Source organism: Arthrobacter sp. StoSoilB13 (genome assembly GCF_019977255.1).
GTDB lineage: Bacteria > Actinomycetota > Actinomycetes > Actinomycetales > Micrococcaceae > Arthrobacter.
Genome location: NZ_AP024648.1, coordinates 560,611 through 582,008, shown reverse-complemented (window position 1 = coordinate 582,008; position 21,398 = coordinate 560,611). Strand labels below are relative to the sequence as shown.

Annotated in this window: 16 protein-coding genes, 3 pseudogenes and 1 riboswitch; of the genes and pseudogenes, 5 read left to right on the top strand and 14 right to left on the bottom strand. The window is 62.2% G+C overall.

The genetic code is table 11. The annotated features are described in order from the left end of the window. Window positions 1–35: 35 nt before the first annotated feature. The 10 genes and pseudogenes from LDP01_RS14965 to LDP01_RS14920 form a co-directional block, all read right to left on the bottom strand. Window positions 36–1,481 carry an ABC transporter ATP-binding protein/permease gene (locus LDP01_RS14965; protein ID WP_224093632.1) on the bottom strand — a complete coding sequence of 482 codons (1,446 nt, stop codon included), beginning with the start codon at window positions 1,479–1,481 and terminating at the stop codon, window positions 36–38. 2 nt (window positions 1,482–1,483) lie between these two features. After that, window positions 1,484–1,771, bottom strand: coding sequence for an efflux RND transporter periplasmic adaptor subunit (locus LDP01_RS14960; protein ID WP_224093630.1), 288 nt, complete (start codon window positions 1,769–1,771; stop codon window positions 1,484–1,486). Window positions 1,772–1,856: 85 nt separating this feature from the next. After that, window positions 1,857–2,624 (bottom strand): peptidoglycan-binding domain-containing protein, encoded by a 768-nt coding sequence (locus LDP01_RS14955; protein ID WP_224093628.1) that lies wholly within the window; start codon window positions 2,622–2,624, stop codon window positions 1,857–1,859. Beyond that, on the bottom strand, window positions 2,624–3,574 hold the full coding sequence (locus LDP01_RS14950; RefSeq protein WP_224093627.1) for a hypothetical protein: 951 nt from the start codon (window positions 3,572–3,574) through the stop codon (window positions 2,624–2,626). Before LDP01_RS14950 ends, LDP01_RS14955 begins: the two co-directional genes overlap by 1 nt. Window positions 3,575–3,705: 131 nt before the next feature. Next, window positions 3,706–4,527 (bottom strand): DNA/RNA non-specific endonuclease, encoded by an 822-nt coding sequence (locus LDP01_RS14945; protein ID WP_224093626.1) that lies wholly within the window; start codon window positions 4,525–4,527, stop codon window positions 3,706–3,708. 38 nt (window positions 4,528–4,565) lie between these two features. Next, window positions 4,566–5,985: pseudogene (locus tag LDP01_RS14940) on the bottom strand (L-serine ammonia-lyase). Between the two features lie 427 nt (window positions 5,986–6,412). After that, a complete protein-coding gene (gcvH, locus tag LDP01_RS14935) occupies window positions 6,413–6,799 on the bottom strand; it encodes a glycine cleavage system protein GcvH (RefSeq protein WP_223935990.1) in 387 nt (128 codons plus the stop codon). Between the two features lie 275 nt (window positions 6,800–7,074). Continuing rightward, entirely contained in the window at window positions 7,075–8,208 is a 1,134-nt protein-coding gene (gene gcvT, locus LDP01_RS14930) for a glycine cleavage system aminomethyltransferase GcvT (protein ID WP_224093625.1), read from the bottom strand. 13 nt (window positions 8,209–8,221) lie between these two features. Further along, window positions 8,222–11,068 carry an aminomethyl-transferring glycine dehydrogenase gene (gene gcvP / locus LDP01_RS14925; protein WP_224093624.1) on the bottom strand — a complete coding sequence of 949 codons (2,847 nt, stop codon included), beginning with the start codon at window positions 11,066–11,068 and terminating at the stop codon, window positions 8,222–8,224. Between the two features lie 185 nt (window positions 11,069–11,253). Next, a riboswitch (glycine riboswitch) is annotated at window positions 11,254–11,351 on the bottom strand. A 93-nt stretch (window positions 11,352–11,444) separates the two neighbouring features. Beyond that, window positions 11,445–11,984, bottom strand: a complete 540-nt coding sequence (locus tag LDP01_RS14920; RefSeq protein ID WP_224093623.1) for a TetR/AcrR family transcriptional regulator — start codon at window positions 11,982–11,984, stop codon at window positions 11,445–11,447. 73 nt (window positions 11,985–12,057) lie between these two features. On the opposite strand from LDP01_RS14920, the gene LDP01_RS14915 reads away from it, so the two are divergent. Next, window positions 12,058–13,608: an MFS transporter gene (locus tag LDP01_RS14915; RefSeq protein ID WP_224093852.1), complete on the top strand. Its 1,551-nt coding sequence runs from the start codon at window positions 12,058–12,060 to the stop codon at window positions 13,606–13,608. A 64-nt stretch (window positions 13,609–13,672) separates the two neighbouring features. Here the strand turns inward: LDP01_RS14915 and LDP01_RS14910 are convergent, their stop codons facing one another. Then, window positions 13,673–14,323 (bottom strand): cyclodeaminase/cyclohydrolase family protein, encoded by a 651-nt coding sequence (locus LDP01_RS14910; RefSeq protein ID WP_224093622.1) that lies wholly within the window; start codon window positions 14,321–14,323, stop codon window positions 13,673–13,675. Window positions 14,324–14,431: 108 nt separating this feature from the next. Here LDP01_RS14910 and LDP01_RS14905 point away from each other — a divergent pair. Further along, window positions 14,432–15,659 (top strand): annotated as a pseudogene (locus LDP01_RS14905) (amidohydrolase). Between the two features lie 84 nt (window positions 15,660–15,743). Here LDP01_RS14905 and LDP01_RS14900 read toward each other — a convergent pair. Beyond that, window positions 15,744–15,965 carry a hypothetical protein gene (locus LDP01_RS14900; RefSeq protein WP_224093621.1) on the bottom strand — a complete coding sequence of 74 codons (222 nt, stop codon included), beginning with the start codon at window positions 15,963–15,965 and terminating at the stop codon, window positions 15,744–15,746. A 365-nt stretch (window positions 15,966–16,330) separates the two neighbouring features. Between LDP01_RS14900 and LDP01_RS14895 the strand changes: the two genes are divergently transcribed. From LDP01_RS14895 to LDP01_RS14885, 3 genes are read left to right on the top strand one after another with little or no spacing between them, the layout of a single operon-like run. Then, entirely contained in the window at window positions 16,331–17,359 is a 1,029-nt protein-coding gene (locus LDP01_RS14895; RefSeq protein ID WP_224093620.1) for a nitrilase-related carbon-nitrogen hydrolase, read from the top strand. After that, on the top strand, window positions 17,356–18,381 hold the full coding sequence (locus tag LDP01_RS14890) for an agmatine deiminase family protein (RefSeq protein ID WP_224093607.1): 1,026 nt from the start codon (window positions 17,356–17,358) through the stop codon (window positions 18,379–18,381). Before LDP01_RS14895 ends, LDP01_RS14890 begins: the two co-directional genes overlap by 4 nt. 12 nt (window positions 18,382–18,393) lie before the next feature. Then, window positions 18,394–19,941, top strand: coding sequence for an APC family permease (locus LDP01_RS14885; protein ID WP_224093606.1), 1,548 nt, complete (start codon window positions 18,394–18,396; stop codon window positions 19,939–19,941). A 97-nt stretch (window positions 19,942–20,038) separates the two neighbouring features. Here LDP01_RS14885 and LDP01_RS14880 read toward each other — a convergent pair. Both LDP01_RS14880 and LDP01_RS14875 read right to left on the bottom strand, forming a co-directional pair. Continuing rightward, a pseudogene (locus LDP01_RS14880) lies at window positions 20,039–20,585 on the bottom strand (AMIN-like domain-containing (lipo)protein). Window positions 20,586–20,879: 294 nt separating this feature from the next. Next, window positions 20,880–21,182 (bottom strand): DUF4193 domain-containing protein, encoded by a 303-nt coding sequence (locus LDP01_RS14875; RefSeq protein ID WP_224093604.1) that lies wholly within the window; start codon window positions 21,180–21,182, stop codon window positions 20,880–20,882. Window positions 21,183–21,398 lie beyond the last annotated feature (216 nt).

The window sequence follows — 21,398 nt, the reverse complement described above, 5'->3', positions numbered from 1 at the left end:
ACCCAGGGAGGGTGCGGACCACAAATACCGGGTTATCAGAAGCAGTGGACGGGTAGGGCCCCGATCCCCAGGATGATGCTGTCTGCCAGAACAGGGTTCCTTCCGGTCTGGCTGAGTATGCCTACGACGGGAACCGGCTGCCCACCGATCCAAATTTTCTGGCCTGGGCCCGCAGAAGGTATCCCCAAACGCGTGGCCGTGTCCTGTCCCACTATTGCCACTGGCTTTCCATAGGACTCGTCCAGAAGAGACAGCGCAGAGGCCGGTTCAACTACGGCCTCGCTAAGTTCCAGAAACGTGGAATCCACGGCCAAGAGGGATCCCGCGAAGTCGTCCTCTTGGATGCCTGTATTTGGCCGAAAGCGTGTGGGTCGGAATTCGGAAGTCGCCATCTCAACGCGCAAACCAACCGCAACGACTCCATGAAGGGCCGCTATTTTGTTCTGCTGATCCCGCAAACCTGCGAGGTCAGGGTTTCCGGGTTGAACCCCCGAGGGACTCCTCGAGGCTTGCAGTTCATCCAATGCGGCTTCGGCCAAGCGCTCGGAAACCTGCGCGGAGGCGCTTTGGCTAAGTCCAACCGAGGCAACCAGTCCACCGGATCCCAGCATGAACGCCAGAATGAGCAGGAGTGCCTTACCTGTCCTGGAGGTAAGGGACGCCAAGGCATCATAGATGTCGTCCGCCAATAGATTGAGCCGTCGCCCAAGAGGCGCAGCGGCGAGAATTTCAGCTGAATCCGGGCGTCCACCCCTGGCCTCATGATGGGCCGAGCCTTGCGAACTCTGTGCATCGGGCGTTTCCAACCGTCCGTCGTTGATGACGATCTGCCGGTCTGCCGCGGCGGCGACGATCGGATCATGCGTTATGACGACGACGGTCACGCCCGTCTGATTCAAGGCTTTGAGATCCGCGATGACACTCTGCGTATTGCCACTGTCCAGGTTTCCAGTCGGCTCGTCTGCAAACAGGATCCCGGGCCTGGTCGCGAGGGCCCGCGCCAAGGCAAGACGTTGCCTTTCCCCTCCAGAGAGGTTCTTGCCGGGCACGTCCGTCCTGTGCAGCAACCCAACCCGACGCAGGGCCTCCGTCACCTGCAACTCCCGCTCCACGTGGCGGACACCTTGAACACGGAGGCCGAGCGCCGCATTCCGTGCTGACGATTCATCCAACATCACATGCGAGGCTTGGAAGACAAATCCAAACATCCGCGATCGCAACACGTCGCGCTGTTTCTCCGCCATCAGTGACACATCGGCACCGTTGATGAAGTACGTGCCCTCTGACGCGCGGTCCAACAGCCCAAGAATGTTCAGGAGTGTTGACTTGCCGGAGCCTGAGGGGCCGATGATCGCAACAAACTCACCCTCACCAATCTCAAGATTGACATCTTGAAGGGCAGCGGTGGGTACATCGGCTCCGCCATAGGAGCGCCCGATGCGTTCCAAGCGGAGCAGGGGAATCCCGCCGGGCGTTGGCATGTTCACGATACGTCGACGGCGGTTCCAGGCTCGAGGTCCGATGTCTCGGCCAAAGCAGCCCAGCCATCGCGCTGCCCCGTCACTGTCACGTCAATTCTCTCCACCGATGCGCCCTCACCAGTGTCCTTTTTCGAACTCGGCACCATCACGTACGTCCCGGTGTCGTCCTGTTTGATGGCGGTCAGGGGAACTGCCAAGGTCTCCTGGACCGGCTCCTTCACGTTGATAGAGACAGGCTGACCGGGTTTTGGCTTGTTGGGGTCCTCGGGAATAGAGGCGATGATGTCCATTCCGGGAAGCGTCCCCTTTTCCGCATTGCCTTGGTCGAAAACCCCGATGCTCTGAATGACGCCCTGAGCGTTGTAACCACTGGCTTCAAGCGCGACGGCCCTGGCCAGCTTTGAGAGCTTCAGCCTGGGTAATGGACGCCCGTCCCACCACCACGTCCGGGGCAGTTTGCACTGTTGCTACCAAGAGATTGTCCGTCAGCACGGCTCCTGAAGCAGCAATGCTCGTCACCGAGCCCTCATCACCAGGAATTTGAACAAACTCCCTCCACCGGACCATGGTCTTCTTGTCGTCGGATTTTGGTGCTGGCTGATCAACGTCACGGTACAGAGCCGCCACGGATTCCTGGGTGTACTTATCAAATACTCCGGTCATGCTGGGCAGATACCCCATGGATTGAAGCCACTTTTGCAACGCGGAAACGTCTTGACCGTTGTCACCATCTTTGAGGTCGCGATACAGGGGGACGGACGTTGAGATAACAATAAGAGGGCGCCCGGACACAGTCGCAACGATCGTGCCGGGCTTTAGCGTGTCACCAACGGCAACCAGCATGCTCGTGATGACGGCGCGTTCAGTCCCTGAAGGTACTGATGCTGCGATGCCCGTCGACGTTCCCGGAGTCATGCTCCCGGGGACGACCAGTGTGCTCGCCAAAGCCCTGCGCTCCACCGTGGCGGTCACCTGGACTGGAATGTTGATGGAGTCGAGGGCTGCAGACTGGGGTGACTTTATGTAACCTCCGGCAAGGAAGGCACCTGCCATTCCTGCCATGACTACGACCAGGAAGCCAATGATCCGCCGGAATCGAGGAACCCGCGGCACCTTGACTACCGCGTCCTGCTGCATCGGCATCAAGCGCCGCCCTTGCCGTGTTGCCGCAAAATCGTCCTGGCTTTTGCCAGAGCCTCGGTTTTGTCAACGGCGAGCCTGTTCATGGCGGCTTGGTTGGCGGCGATCAGGGCAGATTGATACTGCGCCCGGATATCCGAGATGCGCTGCATTACCTTCGTTTCCTGCTTGCAGCCCGCGTCTTGTACAGCTGTCCTGATTTCGCCTTGCTTGTCCGAAGGGTATGAAGGAACCCAGGCATCGGGTGAATCCTGCCGCATTGAAATTCCGGCTTCTTTGAGGCAAGCAATCCAGTCATCGCGTGCTTTGCCCCACTCAGGATCCCGCTCAGATAATGCATTCGAGTCGTTGCTAATGTTCGTCAGCAATGAGTCCTGACCCGCGATTCTGCTACGGAAAGGAGGTATCTGACTGGACATAGTGGCATTATCGCATTCAAAGTACTTCTTCACATTTGCGTCTGCTGATTCCCTCGTTTTGGAATCGTAAATGCCCGCTATGGTACGGATGATCGGCTTGTCATACCCGTACTTTGCCGCAAGTTCAGGAACCCAAACGCCATACGATTGGTCAGCCTTAACCGTCAGGTCGCCGTGCTTCTCCGGCATGATGACACCGGCGTTTTTCATGCAATCTTCAATGACGTACATGTTGGCTGCCGTTATGAGCATTGATTCATCGGGCGTCGCTTCATACGCATCCATGGGCAAAGAAATGCTCGCCGTCGCCGGATCAAGTTTTGCATGCACGCCGTTAAATGCTGCCCGGTCCACGGGAGGCAAGGAGGCCGCATCCAGTCCGGCGGGCTGCGAATTGACGCTGCATCCGGCCAATGCAACTACCAACACGATCAGACCCAGTGGATACCGCGCCATTTTGCCTCCCGGCGTCCCCACAGCTCCGGCTGAAACTGTAATGATGCCAAAAATAGCCATCTTGCGCGGGAACACCAAGCGCGACAATTTATTGGGATTTCAATGGTGAAACATTGGAGAATTCTCAGAAATAGTCATCTTTGGGCGTCACGAAGCTATTGGCCACGACACATGTAATGGGGACCTTCATGCCCTTACAGCTCGTGCCGTTACAGCCGGATCTGCTCAGCGCTCTCCAACTTGATGGCTTTGGGTTCCTTGCCGAGTTCCCGCTGGCCGCTCACAAGGCGGTCCGCGTTGGCCAGCCGGGTGAGGCTCAGACCGGTAAGGTCAGCGATCTGTCCGATGGGAACCTGGAAGGTCCGGAACGGCCCCAGGGGCGGCGGTTCGCCTTCCAGGAGCCGTTGATCGATCGCTTTCTTCAGTTCAACCTTGCCCAGCAATGGCGATTGGTCCAGCACAAACCCGGCGGCGGCCAGCTTGGCGTCGTTCGTCCATACGGCGATTTTCCAGAACTTCCGCGGAACCTGCACGCCCCTGTACGGGAGGTCGTCGTCGAGAAGAACGGGCCCCGTAAACACGGTTATCTTGGCATCGTGCGCGTCCGCATGGCCCAGCACGTGGTCCTCGAGTCCCACCCACAGTTCTTTGCCTTGGTTGAAGTCGTCCACTTGCGGCGCGGCATTGGTGAAGGCAAACGTATCCTGGTTTGCCTTCTTGGCCGTTGCCGGATCGCCCCAGACGGGATCCAGGCGACGAACCAGGTGGCCGCGATCGAACGCATTGTTTTTGTAGACGTCCGGGCCAGCCTGCTGCTCCTTGGGGATCCTGTCATCGAAATGCCAAGTCCCTTCCCGGGCCAGAGGGCTCAGTTCCCCGCCGCTGATGTTGACACCCACGATCGCCGCGAGCTTCCGGGGAGCCCGGAAGCGCACGGAGAAGTGCGTGTAGTCCAAAAGAATCGTCGTTGCTGACGGACTGGGCAGTTCAACGCGTGCCCGCAAAAAATCCTTATCGTATCCCCCGCTCATGGATACAGCATGGCACTAGGGACAGACAGCGAACAGACTCAGCATTCGACGACGTTCACGGCCAGGGCCGCCCATCGCGGTTTCCTTGTACTTGGAAGACATGTCCTTGCCGGTCTCGCGCATGGTCACGATCACCTCATCCAACGACACCCGGTGCGTCCCATCCCCCCACAACGCCATCTTCGCCGCGTTGATCGCCTTCGCCGCCGCGATCGCGTTCCGCTCAATACACGGAATCTGCACCAACCCCCCGATCGGATCACACGTCAACCCCAGGTTGTGCTCCATCGCGATCTCCGCCGCGTTCTCCACCTGACCCGGCGTACCACCCATCACCTCGGCCAGCCCCGCAGCAGCCATCGACGACGCCGACCCCACCTCGCCCTGGCAGCCCACCTCAGCCCCCGAAATGGACGCCTGCTCCTTGTACAACACACCCACCGCACCCGCAGCCAGCAGGAACTTCACCACCACATCGTCCTTATCCTTTTGGGTGGCCTTGTCCATGCCCGGCGCATAATGCAACGCGTAATACAACACCGCCGGGATAATCCCCGCCGCACCATTCGTCGGCGCCGTAACCACCCGCCCACCGGAAGCGTTCTCCTCATTGACCGCCAACGCGATCAGATTCACCCACTCCTGCCAATACTTCGGATCGTTACGGTCCTTGTCCTCCTTCAACAACCGCTCCAGCCAGTCCGGAGCACGACGACGGACCCTCAACCCCCCGGGCAACACACCCTCACGCTTCAGGGACGTCTCAACACACGCCTCCATCACATGCCAGATATGCAACAACCCCTCCCGGATCTCCTCCTCGGACCGGGACCCCCGCTCATTGATGAACATGATGTCGCTGATCCCCAACCCCTTCGAGGAACACCGGCCCAGCAACTCAGCAGCCGTCCGGAACGGCAACGGCAACTCCGCCTTCGTCTCCTCCAACTCCGCCCGCGCCGCGTCCTCCTCGCCCTCACGGACAATGAACCCGCCACCAACCGAGAAAAACGTCGCCTCCCGCAACGTGGCGCCCTCAGCATCAACCACGGCAAACTTCATCCCGTTCGTATGCCGCGGCAACACCGTCAACGGATGCAACACCATATCCTCCACCGCATACCGCAACTGCACCCCCGCACCAGCAACGCCAGCACCAGCAAGATTCAGCACACCCGTCTCCGCGATCGCAGCCAACCGCTCCTCCACCTCATCAGGCAGGATCAACTCCGGGTGGTAACCCTCCAAACCCAACAGCGTCGCAGTCATCGTCCCGTGGCCACGGCCAGTCGCAGCCAACGACCCATACAAATCAACCCGCAACCCCGCCACCGAACCCAGCACCCCGGACTCACGCAACTCGCCAGCGAACACCGCAGCAGCACGCATCGGCCCCACAGTATGAGAACTCGACGGGCCAATACCCACAGAGAACAGATCGAAAACACCAACAGCCATAGTCGGGATCCCTTAATACAGCTTGAAACGGTCCGGCAGATGGTCCTGCCGGATGGCCTCCCCGCTTGTGGCGGCAGACGGCCGAAGCACGACGCCGGATGGCCCCCAAAGGCGGCAACCCGGCGTCGCAAATTATTTAGTTCTACAATCCCACGCTACGCCACAGTGGGCGCTGTATGGGCGCTTCGAGCCAACGTCCTCCGCGGACTCCAGCGGCCATTTCGGGGCTCCCCTGCCGAACATGCCGTGCGCACGGCATCTCCGGCAGCAACCCCACGAAACGGACTGGCAATACCTCATCGGCGGAACGGGCCCATGGGACCGGCGTCCGGAAGCGTGCGTCCAAGGGAGCGTCACGTCCGCCCAGCGGGCGTCTTCGCGACCGAGCACGCGGAGGACGTCGGCCCCGACGGGCCAACCACTGACCCTACGAGAGGTCTCCGCCGTTCTTGGAGGCGTACTCCTCGGCCGAAAGCAGCGGACCGTCGGACTCAGCCGCAACCTTGAAGAGCCAGCCGGCGCCATAGGGATCGTTGTTGATCAGGGCAGGATCGCCCACTACGGCGTCGTTGATCTCGGTGACCTCACCAGTGACCGGCGAGTAGAGGTCGGAAACACTCTTCGTGGACTCAACCTCGCCACAGGTCTCACCGGCAGTCACGGTGGAACCAACCTCAGGCAGATCGACGTACACGATATCGCCCAGCGCGTCGGTTGCAACCTCGGAGATGCCAACAGACACCAGGTTCCCCTCCCCGCGGGAAACCCACTCGTGCTCGTCGGAGTACTGAAGTTCAGGCGCTACTTTGGGCATTCTGTTTCCTTACTGTGGTTGATCAAAAACTATGGCTGGGTTGGGTGCTGGGGCACCGGATCTCCCCCGGCAGGTTGCCACTCCCCCAGCATTCAGCGGTTCACGAATCGCCAAAGTGGCCACGCGTCCTGGTGAGGTGCACGCCCCTTGCGGGGCCGGCCTCCGGCAGCATGCGTCCAAGGGAGCGTCGCGTCCGCCCAGCGGGCGCCATCGCGACCGAGCATGCAGTGGAGGTCGGCCCCGCCGGGCTTAAGGCGTGTCGCGACCGACCCGGCCTACTTTTGGCGCTTGTAGAACGGCAATGCAACGACTTCGAACGGCTCGCTCTTACCGCGCAGATCGATGTCCAAGGCAGTGCCAAGCTCGCTGTGCTCAACATCCACGTAGGCCAGCGCGACCGGGTAGCCGAGCGTCGGGCTGGGCTGGCCGGAGGTGACTTCGCCTACCACTGCACCATCCTTGAGGACCGGGTAGTGGCTGCGGCCAGCGCGGCGGCCCAGGCCTTTGAGGCCTACGAGCTTGCGCCCGCTGGTGGAGCCGGCGCCGTCGGCCTTGAGCGCAGCGAGTGCCTCCTTGCCGACGAAGTCGCCTTCTTTGGAAAGTGCGACCACGGGACCGAGTCCTGCGGCGAACGGGTTTCCTTCGCGGGACAGTTCGTTGCCGTAGAGCGGCATGCCGGCTTCGAGGCGCAGGGAGTCGCGGGAAGCGAGGCCAGCGGGAGTGAGCTCGCCGTCTTCCGCGGCGTCGGCGATGGCCTGCCAGAGGGCAGCAGCGGAGTCGTTGGACACAAAGATCTCGAAACCGTCTTCACCGGTGTAGCCCGTGCGGGCAAGCAGCAGGTCCTGAGTACCGCCGTCGAACGTGAAGGGCACCTCGACAGCGGCGTAGTACTTCAGTTCGGTGACCAGCGCGTGCTGCTCTGCGGGCACGAGGCGCAGGAGGATGGCTTCGGCGCGCGGACCTTGGACAGCAATCAGCGAGGTCTCGGCCGAGGCGTCCTCAACCACGACGTCGAAGCCGGCGGCGCGCTCCAGCAGCGCTGCAGCCACTACTTTGGCGTTGCCAGCATTCGGCACCACGAGGAACTTGTCCTCGCCGCGACGGTACGTGATGAGGTCGTCGATGATGCCGCCGTCTTCCTGGCAGATCAGCGAATACTTGGCCTTACCCTCGGCCATGGCGGAGATCTTGCCCACCAGGGCGTAGTCCAGGAACGCTGCCGCGTCCGGGCCTGTCACCCAGACTTCGCCCATGTGGGAGAGGTCGAACAAGCCGGCGGACTTGCGGACGGCGTGGTGTTCGGCGAGCTCGGACTCGTACTTGAGCGGCATCTGCCAGCCGCCGAAGTCCGTGAAGGACGCGCCGAGTTTCTTGTGCTCTTCGTAGAGAGCGGTGTAGTTCTCAGTCATTGCGGGAGCGTCCTTAGTTCTCGAAGTCTTCGATCGGTGGGCAGGAGCACACGAGGTTGCGGTCGCCAGCAGCGCCGTCGATGCGTCCGACGGGCGGGAAGTACTTGTCCTGCTTGAGGTGGTGGACGGGGAACGCGGCCTGCTCACGCGGGTATGCGCGGTCCCAGTCAGAACTTACGACGGCGGCAGCTGTGTGGGGTGCCTTGCGCAGCGGCGAGTTCTCAACAGTGAAATCGCCGGTGGCGACCTGCTCGATTTCGGCACGGATGGTGATCATGGCCTCGATGAAGCGGTCGATCTCCACGAGGTCCTCGGACTCGGTCGGCTCCACCATCAAAGTGCCCGCAACCGGGAACGCGAGTGTGGGTGCGTGGAAACCGAAGTCGATGAGGCGCTTGGCGACGTCCTCAGCCGTGACGCCGGTGCGGGCAGTCAGTTCGCGGAGATCCAGGATGCACTCGTGCGCTACGAGTCCCCCTTCGCCGGTGTAGAGCACCGGGAAGTGCTCGTTGAGGCGGGAAGCAATGTAGTTCGCAGCGAGCAGCGCGGACTTGGTGGCTTCGGTGAGCCCCTGGCCACCCATGAGCTTCACGTAGGCCCAGGAAATCGGGAGCACACCGGCCGAACCGAAACGGGATGCCGAAATCGGAACGTCGTTGCCTTCGGTCCAGGAAGCAGCGTCGCCAGGCATGAACGGGGCAAGGTGTGCCTTTGCAGCGACCGGGCCAACACCGGGTCCGCCGCCGCCGTGCGGGATGCAGAAGGTCTTGTGCAGGTTCAGGTGGGAGACGTCGCCGCCGAACTTGCCCGGCTGGGCGAGCCCAACGAGTGCGTTGAGGTTTGCGCCGTCGATGTAAACCTGGCCGCCGGCTTCGTGGATAGCGTCGCAAACTTCCCGGACATCGGCGTCGTACACACCGTGCGTAGACGGGTAGGTGATCATGATGGCCGAGAGGGCGTCCCGGTTGGCTTCGATCTTGGCTTTGAGATCCACGTGGTCGATGGTGCCATCGGGAGCGGTGGCCACCACTACTACCTTCATGCCAGCGAGCACAGCCGAGGCCGCGTTGGTGCCGTGGGCCGAGGCAGGAATAAGGCACACATTGCGCTGCTCGTCGCCACGGGAAAGGTGGTAGCCGCGGATCGCAAGGAGGCCGGCGAGCTCACCCTGGGAACCGGCGTTCGGCTGGATGGAAACCTGATCGTACCCGGTGATCTCGGTCAGCTGGGACTCAAGGTCGGCGATGAGTTCACGCCATCCCGCAGTCTGGGAGTCCGGAGCGAACGGGTGGATCGAGGCGAACTCCGGCCAGGAGATTGCTTCCATCTCAGCCGTTGCGTTCAGCTTCATAGTGCAGGAACCCAACGGAATCATGGTGCGGTCCAAGGCGAGGTCCCGGTCCGAAAGCTTGCGGATGTAGCGCAGCAGTTGGGTTTCGGAGCGGTGCGTGTTGAATACCGGGTGCTGCATGAAGTCGCTCGTACGCTCAACGGAAGATTCCAGCGAGAAACCTTCGGCGGATTCGGTGACCGAAGCGCCGAAGACATCCAGGACGCCGCGGACAATCTCTGAGGTAGTGGTCTCGTCAACAGAAATGCCCACCAGATCAGCGTCAATGCCGCGCAGGTTGATTCCCTTTGCCTCGGCGGTGGCGACGATTTCGGCAGCCTTGCCGGGGACGCTGACTGTGATGGTGTCGAAGAAGGAACCGTGAAGGACCTCGACGCCGGCAGCCTTCAGGGACGCTGCAAGGGTGCGCGCGTGACCGTGGGCGGTTTCGGCGATTGCCTTCAGGCCTTCGGGGCCGTGGTAGACGGCGTACATGGAGGCGACGATGGCAAGCAGGGCCTGGGCCGTGCAGATGTTGGACGTGGCCTTCTCGCGTCGGATGTGCTGCTCACGGGTCTGCAGCGCCAAGCGGTAGGCGGGGACACCGGCGTCGTCCTTGGAAACGCCCACCAGACGGCCGGGCATTGAACGCTCGAGGCCCTTCTGGACGGCCATGTAGGCGGCGTGCGGGCCGCCGAAGAACAGCGGAACGCCCAGGCGCTGGGCCGAACCGACGGCGATATCGGCGCCCTGCTCGCCCGGAGGCTTGATGAGCGTCAGGGAGAGCAGGTCTGCAGCCACGGTGACGAGCGCGCCACGCTCCTTGGCGTCAGCGATGACGGCGGAGTGATCGAACACGCGGCCGGAAACGCCGGGCTGCTGCAGGACGACGCCGTTGATGGCGCCTTCCGGGAGGCCGAGCGAAAGGTCAGCGACCTCAACCTCGAAGCCGAGTGCCTCGGCACGGCCCTTCACGATGGCAATGGTCTGGGGAAGGCAGTCGGCGTCCAGGACGGTCTTCCCGTCATGGGCGGCCTTGTTCTTGTTGGCGCGGCGCATCATCAGCACGGCTTCGGCCACTGCCGTTGCTTCATCCAGAAGGGAGGCGTTGGCGATCGGCAGGCCCACGAGGTCCTGGACCATGGTCTGGAAGTTCAGCAGAGCTTCGAGGCGGCCCTGGGAGATTTCCGGCTGGTAGGGCGTGTACGCGGTGTACCAGGCCGGGGATTCAAGGATGTTCCTGCGGATAACCGGCGGCGTGACGGTGTCGTAGTAGCCCTGGCCGATCATCTGGACGGCGGTCTTGTTCTTGGACGCAAGCTTGCGCAGCTCGGCCAGCACCTCAACTTCGCTGAGCGCGTTTTCAAGGGTGAGGGCAACGTCCTGGCGGATGTCGTTGGGAACGGCTGTATCAACCAGGGAATCAACGGTGTCGTAGCCGACCGTCTTGAGCATGGTTTCAATGTCGGCCTGGCGGCGGGCGCCAATGTGCCGGTCGACGAAGGTGGTGGAGGCTGAACTAACCGTCACGAAGGAACTCCATTACTTGGGCGGCGTTGGGTACGCCACAGCGGCTCGGGTTCCTCCCCGCTCTGTATTGGACCTGAGAGTTTCCGCGTGTTGCTTGAACAACGATCGCTTGCACCGTCGGTGAGCACAGCACTTCTTCCGCGCCAAGAGGGCGCAGCAAAAGGCCTGCTACTTTCCAGAGTTGCCTCGCCGCGGCGGTGCGTGGGCCTGAGAGATTCCTGGGGAGGGTTTGCTCCTACGGCGCCCGCATCACTTGCTTGCGGGACTCTCCCGCCGCAGATCAAAGGCATATTCAATTTTTTGCGGGCCCCTGTGAAGACGCACCACAAGGCTCAATTGTCCTACGTCGGGGGCGTCGCCGCAAATGGATGGCCCGCTACTTGCGGAGCCGGTCCAGGATGCCAAGGAGGATCTCGACGTCGGCCTCCCGCCCGGCCTTGCCGCCTTCCTGGCCACCCTCGAACATGGCATTGAAATACAGGCCGTCGCCCATGTAACTGACGGCTTTGGCAACCTCCGGACCAACATCCTCGGCCAGGACGTCCAACCACTGCTGCTGGATTCCGGCAAACCTGCGGCGGGTCTCCTCATGCGCAACTTCGGCCAGTCTCGTGGCAGCGACCAAAGCCCGATCCATGGGGGTTCCCGCCCATAGGGAGGAGCGGATGAAGTAAACCGCAGAGCCGTCCGGCGCAGCCTTCATTTGCTCGACGTCTTCCTGGGCCAACCGATCCAGGCGCTCAAGGAGGGCGCTGATCAGCGATTCCTTGCTGGGGAAGTGATAAAGCAGCCCACCCTTGGAGACGCCCGCCCGCTTGGCAACGGCATCGAGGGTGGCGGCCCGCTCCCCCACCTCGATGAGGAGGGCTTCGTAGGCATCCAGGACCGCATCCCTGGCAACTGGTTTTCGTGGCATGTGTACATCATTCCCTACGGGGTCGGCGGCGCTTAATTTGAAACTGTACCGTCTGGACGGTACAGTAGCTGTCATGTTCACGCCGTCCTCGACCCAAGCTCCCCGTTCCGCTCGTCCTGTCATGGGTGGAGGCGCACCTTGGCGCGACTGGACGGCCCTGGCACTCCTGATGTTCCCGGTGCTGCTGGTGGCCGTCGACAACACCGCGCTCACGTTCGCCCTGCCCGAAATTGCCCGCTCCCTGGACGTGGGTGGCGTGCAGCTCCTATGGATCATCGACGCCTACCCGCTCGTGTTGGCGGCATTGCTGGTTTCCATGGGCAACCTGGGCGACAGGATCGGACGACGGCGGCTGCTGCTGATCGGCAGCACCGGCTTCGCTGCGGTTTCGGCTGCTACGGCGTTCGCGCCTTCCGCGGAATGGCTGATTGCCGGCCGCGCAGCCCTTGGCGTGTTCGGCGCGATGCTGATGCCGTCAACGCTGTCCCTGATCCGGAACATCTTTGCTGATCCGAACCGCCGGCGGCTCGCGATCGCCGTATGGGCCGCCGGATTCTCTGGTGGCGCTGCCCTTGGCCCGATCTTCGGTGGCTGGCTGGTTGAGCACTTCTGGTGGGGTGCTGTCTTCCTGGTGGCGACCTTCCTGCTCCTGCCGCTCCTCGCCTTCGGCAGGGTCCTCATTCCCGAATCCAAGGACGCCAACCCCGGCCGCGTGGACGTGCCCAGTATCGGGCTGTCCGTGATCACGATGGCTCCGTTCGTGTACGGCATCAAGGAATTCGCTGTTCACGGATTCGGGGTGTCGGCAGCGGCCTTCATGGTCTTCGGCCTGGTGATGGGCGTTCTGTTTGTCCGTCGCCAGCGGCAACTTGAGAACCCAATGCTGGATGTCCGCCTGTTCAGCAACCGGGTATTCAGCACAGCGATCGTGGCCAACGTCCTGTCCTTGTTTTCCATGACGGGCTTCATCTACTTCTTCGCCCAGCACTTGCAGCTGGTTGAAGGCCAGTCCCCCATGGAAGCGGGCATTGCAATGATTCCGGCGCTCCTGGCAACGGTCATCGCCGGTCTGGTAGTGGTCCCGCTGGTAAAGCGCATCCGGCCAGGATTCGTAGTGGCCGGCGGACTTACCCTCAGCGCTGCAGGCTATTTGGTGGTGGCTGTGGGTGACCACGGCAGCGGACCGGTGTTCCTCTTGTCAGCTTTGACTGTCCTGGCCGTTGGCGTTGGCGCAGCGGAGACCATCTCCAACGACCTCATCCTCGGCTCCGTACCGGCCGACAAGTCCGGAGCGGCGTCCGCAATTTCCGAAACCGGATACGAACTGGGTTCGCTCCTGGGAACGGCCGTGCTGGGCTCTATCCTCACCGCGTCCTACCAGCACAACCTCGTCATCCCGGAGGGCTTGTCCACGCAGGCGGCAGGGAACGCGGGCGAAACGCTGGCCGGCGCCGTGGATGCCGCAGCTGCACTACCCGCTCCTTTGTCCGATGCACTGACAGCCGCCGCCCGGGTAGCCTTCGAGTCCGGCGTCCACATCACTGCGGCGATTGGGCTGGTACTGATGGCCGGAGCGGCAGTGCTTGCCGCCGTCGTGCTCCGCAGGGTGCCCAAGGCGCGGTAAGCGAGCGTGCAGTAAGCGAGCGTGCAGTAGCCGGGTGTACAGTAGGCCGGCGTTCCGTCGGGAATCAGTGGCCGTCAGTAGGTGCAGCCTTGTCATCTACGGCGGCCACCAGCTCGTCAATCCGGTCCAGGGCATCGCTGAGCCGGCCTACCGTTGCCCACAATCCAGGGTGCTTTTCCTTGATTTCATCAAGCGTCGCGCCTGCGGATCTGAGCGATCCGAGATCAAAGCTCACGTTGGTGCGGGCTCCTGCGATGGCTGCCCTGAGGGCTCCAAACCCCACCACGACGTCGGCAATGAGTGCTGGGTTCCCGTGGGCAGCAAGCCATCCCAGGTCCTCGATGGCGTCGATGGCATGATCGCCGAGCACAGCGGAGGCCTTGGCTGCATCGACGGATGCACGGTGGATTGCCTGCTCCCGGTCCGGGCCAGGATCAAGCCGGAAGGCCGCACCGAAAGCCTTCGACGCCGTTGCGTCCTCGTCCGCCAGCTTCAGGGCGGTTTCGCGGAGGGAGCGGGCCCGGACGTGCAGCTCGGCCAACTCCTGCCCGGGCGCCTCTGTGTAACCCGCGACCATGGACGCCAGGGACGCTGCAACGGCCAGCATCACGCCGGTTCCCGCGCCTCCACCCGGTGATCCGCTGGACTCTGCCAGGGCCTTGGTCCAATCCTCGACTGTTGAGCCTTGGGTAGTGATCTCTTGTGAAGATTCCATGCAACCAAGTTTGCCCTGAAGCGCAAAGGTGTGGGTCGGCGTCGTTGCCTGATGACGTCGATACACTGGCCAGACCCTGCGGCGTCGACCTGTTAAGGAAAATTCCCCATGAGCATTGACCTGGAAGCCCTCTACCGTGATCTCCACTCGAACCCGGAGCTTTCCTTCCAAGAGGTCAGAACAGCCGGGATCATCAGCGGACACCTTGAGGACTTGGGGCTGCTGGTCCACCGCAGCGTGGGGAAAACGGGGGTTGTAGGAGTCCTGGACAATGGCCCCGGACCCGTGGTGATGCTTCGTGCGGATATGGACGCGTTACCGGTCAAGGAGGACACCGGGCTGGACTACGCAAGTGCGGCAGTCGGCGTCGACCATGAAGGCCGTGAGGTGCCGATCATGCATGCGAGCGGGCACGACGTACATGTCAGCTGCCTCCTCGGAGCAGTGGAAGCGTTGGCCGCACAGCGGCAGGACTGGCAGGGCACGCTGATCGCGGTCTTCCAGCCAGCCGAAGAATGGGGCGGCGGCGCCCAGGCCATGGTGGCGGATGGGCTCTTTGACCTGGTCCCCAAGCCGGACGTGGTCCTCGGCCAGCATGTGGCGCCCTTTCCTGCCGGATGGTTCGGCATCCGTTCCGGCGTGGCCATGGCCTCAGCGGATTCCCTCAACGTGACGTTGCATGGGCGCGGCGGCCACGGCTCCCGGCCTGAAACCACCGTTGATCCAGTCCTCATGGCTGCGGCAGCCACCATGCGCCTGCAGGGAGTGGTGTCCCGGGAACTGGCCGCCAGCGATTCTGCAGTGGTTACCGTTGGGCAAATCCATTCGGGAACAAAGAACAACATCATTCCCGAGACCGCAACCCTGGGCCTCAGCATTCGATCCTTCAGCGAGCCCACACGGGAGAAAGTCCTGAACTCGATCGAGCGCATCGTTCGAAGTGAAGCTGCTGCCTCAGGCGCCCTGAAGGAACCCGACTTCCACTATGAGGAGCGCTACCCGCTGACGGTCAATGATGAATCGGCCGCCGGAAGGATCGCTTCGGCGTTTCGCGATAAGTTCGGCGCCGCAAGGATCATGGACCCCGGCCCCGGTCTCAGGCAGTGAAGACGTCGGGGAACTCGCGACGGCGGCCGGCGCGCCCCTCGTGTTTTGGTTCCTGGGCGGGATCGAGGCCACCCACTTCAAGGAATGGGCGACGACGGGTCGCTTGCCCGAGGACGTTCCGTCGAACCACTCGCCCTACTTTGCCCCGATCATCCAGCCGACCTTGGCCCTTGGCACGGAAGCACTGGTTACTGCGGCCCTCGAATTCCTGGAGACTTCGGGAAGATAGCAGCAAAAACCCCGCCTAACGGACAATTCACCGCCGCACCCGGTGGTGAATTGTCCGTTGGACGGGGTCTTGCTCGAAAAACGCCTAGACCTTCTCGCGGATGCGGTCGATCCTCGGTTCTGAAACCTCAAATTCCCTGCGACGACGCGCCAGGAAAGTCCACAACGTTCCTTCTGTCTGCGGGCTCTTCTCGGCAGGGGCCTCAGGTGCCTGATCCTTGCTGGTCTCAGGCTTGTGCATCTCGGGCGTGCGCACGGAGTCCTTCTTCGTACGCCTCTCATAGCCCTCGTAGTACGAGTAGCACATACCCAACCTCCTTAGTGGCTGTTCTTTAATCGTCCTCGCACCTGGACCGTAAGTCGACTGCTAATTAATGCAACTCACCGTGAAACAAGGCCTTCAACGCGGCTGGCCGCCGTCGCCACAAAGGAACCCGTGGAACTCCTTACCCTCTTTGGGTAGCAGGGCGAGCGCATGCATGTCAGGGCGCGACCGAAGCGATAACCCCGCCGAGATGGCACTTGATGCCAATGGTGGCTGGAAACATTGGCATCAAATGCCATCTGGGGAGACCTCGATCCGGTACCCCCTTGCATCCAGCCGTGACTACCGCCATACTAAATGAACGCTATTCATTTAGTGACTGTCGTCTCACCGGAGTACATGCCCCCATGATTGAAATTACCCGCCTCGAAGCCCCGACTTCCCTGGCCCGCACCGAGCCGTCCACCCGCACCCCACTGCGGGTCGGCGTCGTTCAGCACCGCTGGCACGCTGATGAAGCAGTCCTGCATGCCGAACTGAACGAGGGAATCGAACGCGCAGCCAAGCTGGGAGCCAGTGTTGTTTTCCTGCCTGAACTGACTCTTTCCCGCTACCCTGCAGACACCCGGCCGGAGAACAACCCGGCCGCTGGTATCCGCCCTTCGGACATCACCGAAGACCTGCTCACGGGCCCAACCTTCACGTTCGCCGCAGCGGCTGCCAGGACGTACGGCGTCTCGGTGCACGCATCGCTCTACCAGCGTGCCGAAAACCCGGACGGCACGGACGATGGCCTGGGACTCAACACAGCCATCCTCGTCTCCCCCGCTGGCGAACTCGTCGCACGCACCCACAAACTCCACATCCCTGTCACGGCCGGTTACTACGAGGACAAGTTCTTCCGCAAAGGCCCGGCCGCCGAGGACGCCTATGCAGTGCACGCTCCGGCAGAACTCGGCGGCGCACGCCTTGGCATGCCCACGTGCTGGGACGAGTGGTTCCCGGAGCTGGCACGCATGTACTCCCTGGGCGGAGCAGAGATCCTGGTCTACCCCACGGCCATCGGTTCCGAGCCGGACCACCCCGACTTCGACACCCAGCCGCTCTGGCAGCAGGTCATCGTGGGCAACGGCATCGCCAACGGACTCTTCATGATTGCCCCCAACCGCCACGGCAGCGAGGGCACACTGAACTTCTACGGTTCATCCTTCATCTCCGATCCCTACGGCCGCATCCTGGTCCAGGCACCCCGCGACGAATCCGCCGTGCTGGTTGCAGATCTTGACCTGGACCAGCGCAAGGATTGGCTCACGCTCTTCCCCTTCCTGGCCACGCGTCGCCCGGAAACGTACGGCCGCCTCACCGAACCGGTCAACCCCAACGCCCCGCTCGGCTCCACAGCCGAGGCCTCGCCGTACCAGGCAGTCTCCGCATGAGCGCCTGGCGCATGCCGTCCGAGACCGCTCCCCAGGACCGCGTCTGGATGGCCTTCCCGACCGGCGGCTACACCTTGGGTGACACCGAGGAAGAGGCCCACGCAGCGCGATCCACGTGGGCCGCCGTCGCGAACGCCATCCTTGAATTCGAGCCGGTCACCATGGTGGTACACCCCGACGACGTCGACACTGCCGCGCGCTACCTGGACCCTCGCGTCGAGGTACTCACCGCCGAGCTCAACGACGCCTGGATGCGGGACATCGGGCCGTCGTTCGTGCTCGATGCCAACAAGCAGCTTGGCGCCGTGGACTGGATCTTCAACGGATGGGGCGGCCAGGATTGGGCCGCATGGGACAAGGACTCGCTCATTGCTGCGGAGGTCAGCGGCCGCGCCAATGCCCACCACATTCCGTCGGGCATCGTGAACGAGGGCGGCGGCATCCAAGTTGATGGCGAAGGCACCGTCCTGGTCACCGAAACCGTACAGCTTGACCAAGGCCGCAACCCGGGCCTGACCAAGGCCGACATCGAAGGGGAACTTGCCCGCACCATCGGCGCCACGCATGTGGTGTGGCTGCCCCGTGGCCTCACACGCGACTCCGAGAAGTTCGGCACGCGCGGGCACGTCGATATTGTGGCAGCAATCCCCAGCCCCGGCACACTGCTGGTCCACTCCCAGCAGAACCCGGAACACCCGGACTACAACGTCTCCCGGGAAATCATCGACTTCCTGCGCACAACCCATGACGCAGCAGGCCGGGACTGGAACATCATCGAAGTTCCCGCCCCGGAAACCCTTACCGACGACGAAGGTTATGTGGACTACAGCTACATCAACCACCTCGTGGTCAACGGAGGGGTCATCGCATGCAGTTTCAATGACCTCATGGACGAGAAAGCACTCCGCATCCTCGCCGACGCCTACCCCGGACGCCGCGTTGTCAGTGTTGACGCGCGCGAACTCTTCGCCCGGGGCGGCGGCATCCACTGCATTACGCAGCAGCAGCCTACGGCCATCTAGAAAGGGCCCTTCATGAGCCAGACAATCCGTAGCACGGCCGCAGGCACCAGCCCGGCCGGCACGTCGCACGACATCAGCGGCAAGGGACTGAAGACGGGGCAGTTGGGGCTCCTCGCCGTCGTCGTTCTTGGCATTTCCACCATCGCCCCGGCGTATACGCTCACCAGCGCGCTTGGCCCAACCGTCAACGAAGCCGGGCTGCAACTGCCCGTGATCTTCCTTATCGGGTTCATTCCGATGATCCTGGTGTCCCTGGCGTACCGGGAACTCAACGCAGATTCCCCGGACAGCGGCACCACCTTCACGTGGGTCACCAAGGCCTTCGGCCCCTGGGTGGGCTGGATGGGCGGCTGGGGCCTGCTCGCGGCGAACATTATCGTCCTGTCCAACCTGGCGGGCGTCGCTGTTGACTTCTTCTACCTCTTCCTGGCTCAGGTTACGGGCTCGGCCGAGCTGGCCGACCTCGCCTCGAACAAGGTACTCAATGTTGCCACCTGCTTCGTCTTTGTAGCGCTGGCTGTTTGGGTGAGCTACCGCGGCCTGCACACCACCAAGATCGTGCAGTACGGCTTGGTCGGTTTCCAGCTGCTGGTGCTCGGCCTGTTCGTTGCCATGGCATTCGCCAACTGGTCCACGTCCGAGACCGCCGTTCCCTTCAGCTGGGACTGGTTCGACGTCACCAAGATTGAGACCTTCGGCCAGGTCGCAGCCGGCATCTCCCTCTCGATCTTCGTTTACTGGGGCTGGGATGTCTGCCTCACAGTCAACGAGGAAACCGCCAACGGAAAGAAGACCGCCGGCCTCGCAGGCACCCTGACCGCCGTCATCGTGCTGGGCATTTACCTCCTGGTCACCATCGCCACCATGATGTTCGCAGGCGTCGGAGACACCGGAATCGGCCTGAACAATGAGGAAAACCACGCCAACGTCTTTACGGCCCTCGCGTCTCCGGTTATGGGTCCGTTCGCGATCCTGATGTCCCTCGCCGTCCTCTCCAGCTCGGCGGCTTCCCTGCAGTCGACGTTCACCTCGCCGTCCCGCAGCCTGCTGGCCATGGCACACTACGGCGCCCTGCCTGAGCGCTTCAGCCACATGAGCAAGAAGTTCTCGACGCCGGGCTTCGCCACCATTGCGGCGGGCGTCCTGTCCGCAGGCTTCTACGCCGTGATGCACGTGATCAGTGAGAACGTCCTCAACGACACCATCCTTGCCCTTGGCTTGATGATCTGCTTCTACTACGGACTCACGGCCATCGCCTGCGTTTGGTACTTCCGGAACAGCGTATTCTCCAGTGCCCGGAACTTCTTCCTGCGTCTCTTCTGCCCACTTCTGGGCGGGGTCGGCCTGTTTGTTGTCTTCCTGCAGACCGCGGTGGACAGCTGGGCCCCGGAGTTTGGCAGTGGTTCGGAAATCTTCGGAGTGGGACTCGTGTTCGTGCTCGGCATCGGAATCCTTGCCCTGGGTGCCGTGTTCATGCTGATCATGTCCCGCGTCCGTCCCGGCTTCTTCCGCGGTGAGACCATCCGCAAGGACACCCCTGCCCTGGTGGTCCCCGAGTAGTTCCTCAACGCGAAGACGCAGGAAAGCGGTCAGTACCCCGGAAATCTCCGGACGAACTGGCCGCTTTCCTGCGTTCTCGCGTTAGCCGGCTACCCAATCACCAACGGTGGGCGACGTCCACCACAAGGCGCGAACCGCCGTCGGGCCCGTCCAACGTGAAGACGCGGAACGGAAGCCGGGCACGGACACCCAAACCGATGCTCGTGGTTCCTTCGAAGCTGCCCGCGTAAACCACCTGACGGAACGTCTGGTACCCGGAAACGTTGGACAGTTCAGCCTTGGCAGCCGGAGCGTACGTCAGTTGGCCGTTCTGGTCATAGGACGGAGCCGTCACCATAATCTGCAGGTCAGCATCACCGAGCACGGGGATTGGATAGCCGGTGGCATCCTGAACCACTACCGGGACATACTGCACTGAATAACCGGCCACCTTGCCGGTCATATCTACCACCAGGCGGTCGTAACAGGTCTGTTGGCCCGTACGGACGTTGGTGACGTTGGCGGCGCTCATATCGGGGTCGGCCCTTGGCCAGCGAGCCCCACATGATCCCGCAATATGGTGATGCCGAGGCCGGCCCCGGTGCCACCAGACCGAGTCCGGCAGCTGCAAGGACTGCTGCCAAACCCGCTCCAAATTTCCTCATTTTTTGTGCCCCCTTCAGGCGAAGTTGATACTTCAACAGTAGGAGTCGCTTGGGTTGTTTGGATGGGTTGTGGCCGCTTCGGCGCACAACCGTTAAAACGACTCCGGGGTGGTCACAGGAGAGTCATGGAAGGGGACATTTATGCCGGTTCAGGGACCAGTTAGTGGGTCTTCATGCATAGGTTCGTAATCGAAGATAACGACACCTGGGCGTTACAAAGAGTTGCGGACACGCAAAAGCCCCATCCGACCATCCATTGGCCTGACGGGGCTCGACGCTTTGCGGTGCCCGGGACTAGCCTTCGCAGTCCTTGCAATACTTAAGGCCGTTCTTTTCCAAGGCAACCTGGGACCTGTGGCGGACCAGGAAGCAGGAAGAACACGTGAATTCGTCAGACTGTTCGGGTACCACCACAACGGTCAGTTCTTCACCGGAAAGATCGGCGCCCGGGAGGTCTATGCCTTCCGCGGTGTCGTTTTCGTCGATGTCGATGACTGCAATCTGGGCACCGGCTGCGCGGGACGCCTGAAGAGCCTCAAGCGAGTCCGCGGGAGTCTCTTCTTCTGTCTTGCGGGGTGCGTCGTAATCAGTAGCCATTGGGTTCGCTTTCGTTGCTGCATAGTGCCATTTCAGGCACCTCAGTGAAGCAGTTTAGGGCATAGCATCCGCGTTGGACGAAAAGTGTGCCCAAAACAACATTCAGCAGCTTTCAAGCCAACCTTTAGGGGTTACGGCGGACCATTCCCGAGTGGGATTGAATGGCCTGCGCACTGGCGACCGTAACCCCGCTAAGCGCCGGCAACCACGTCCAAT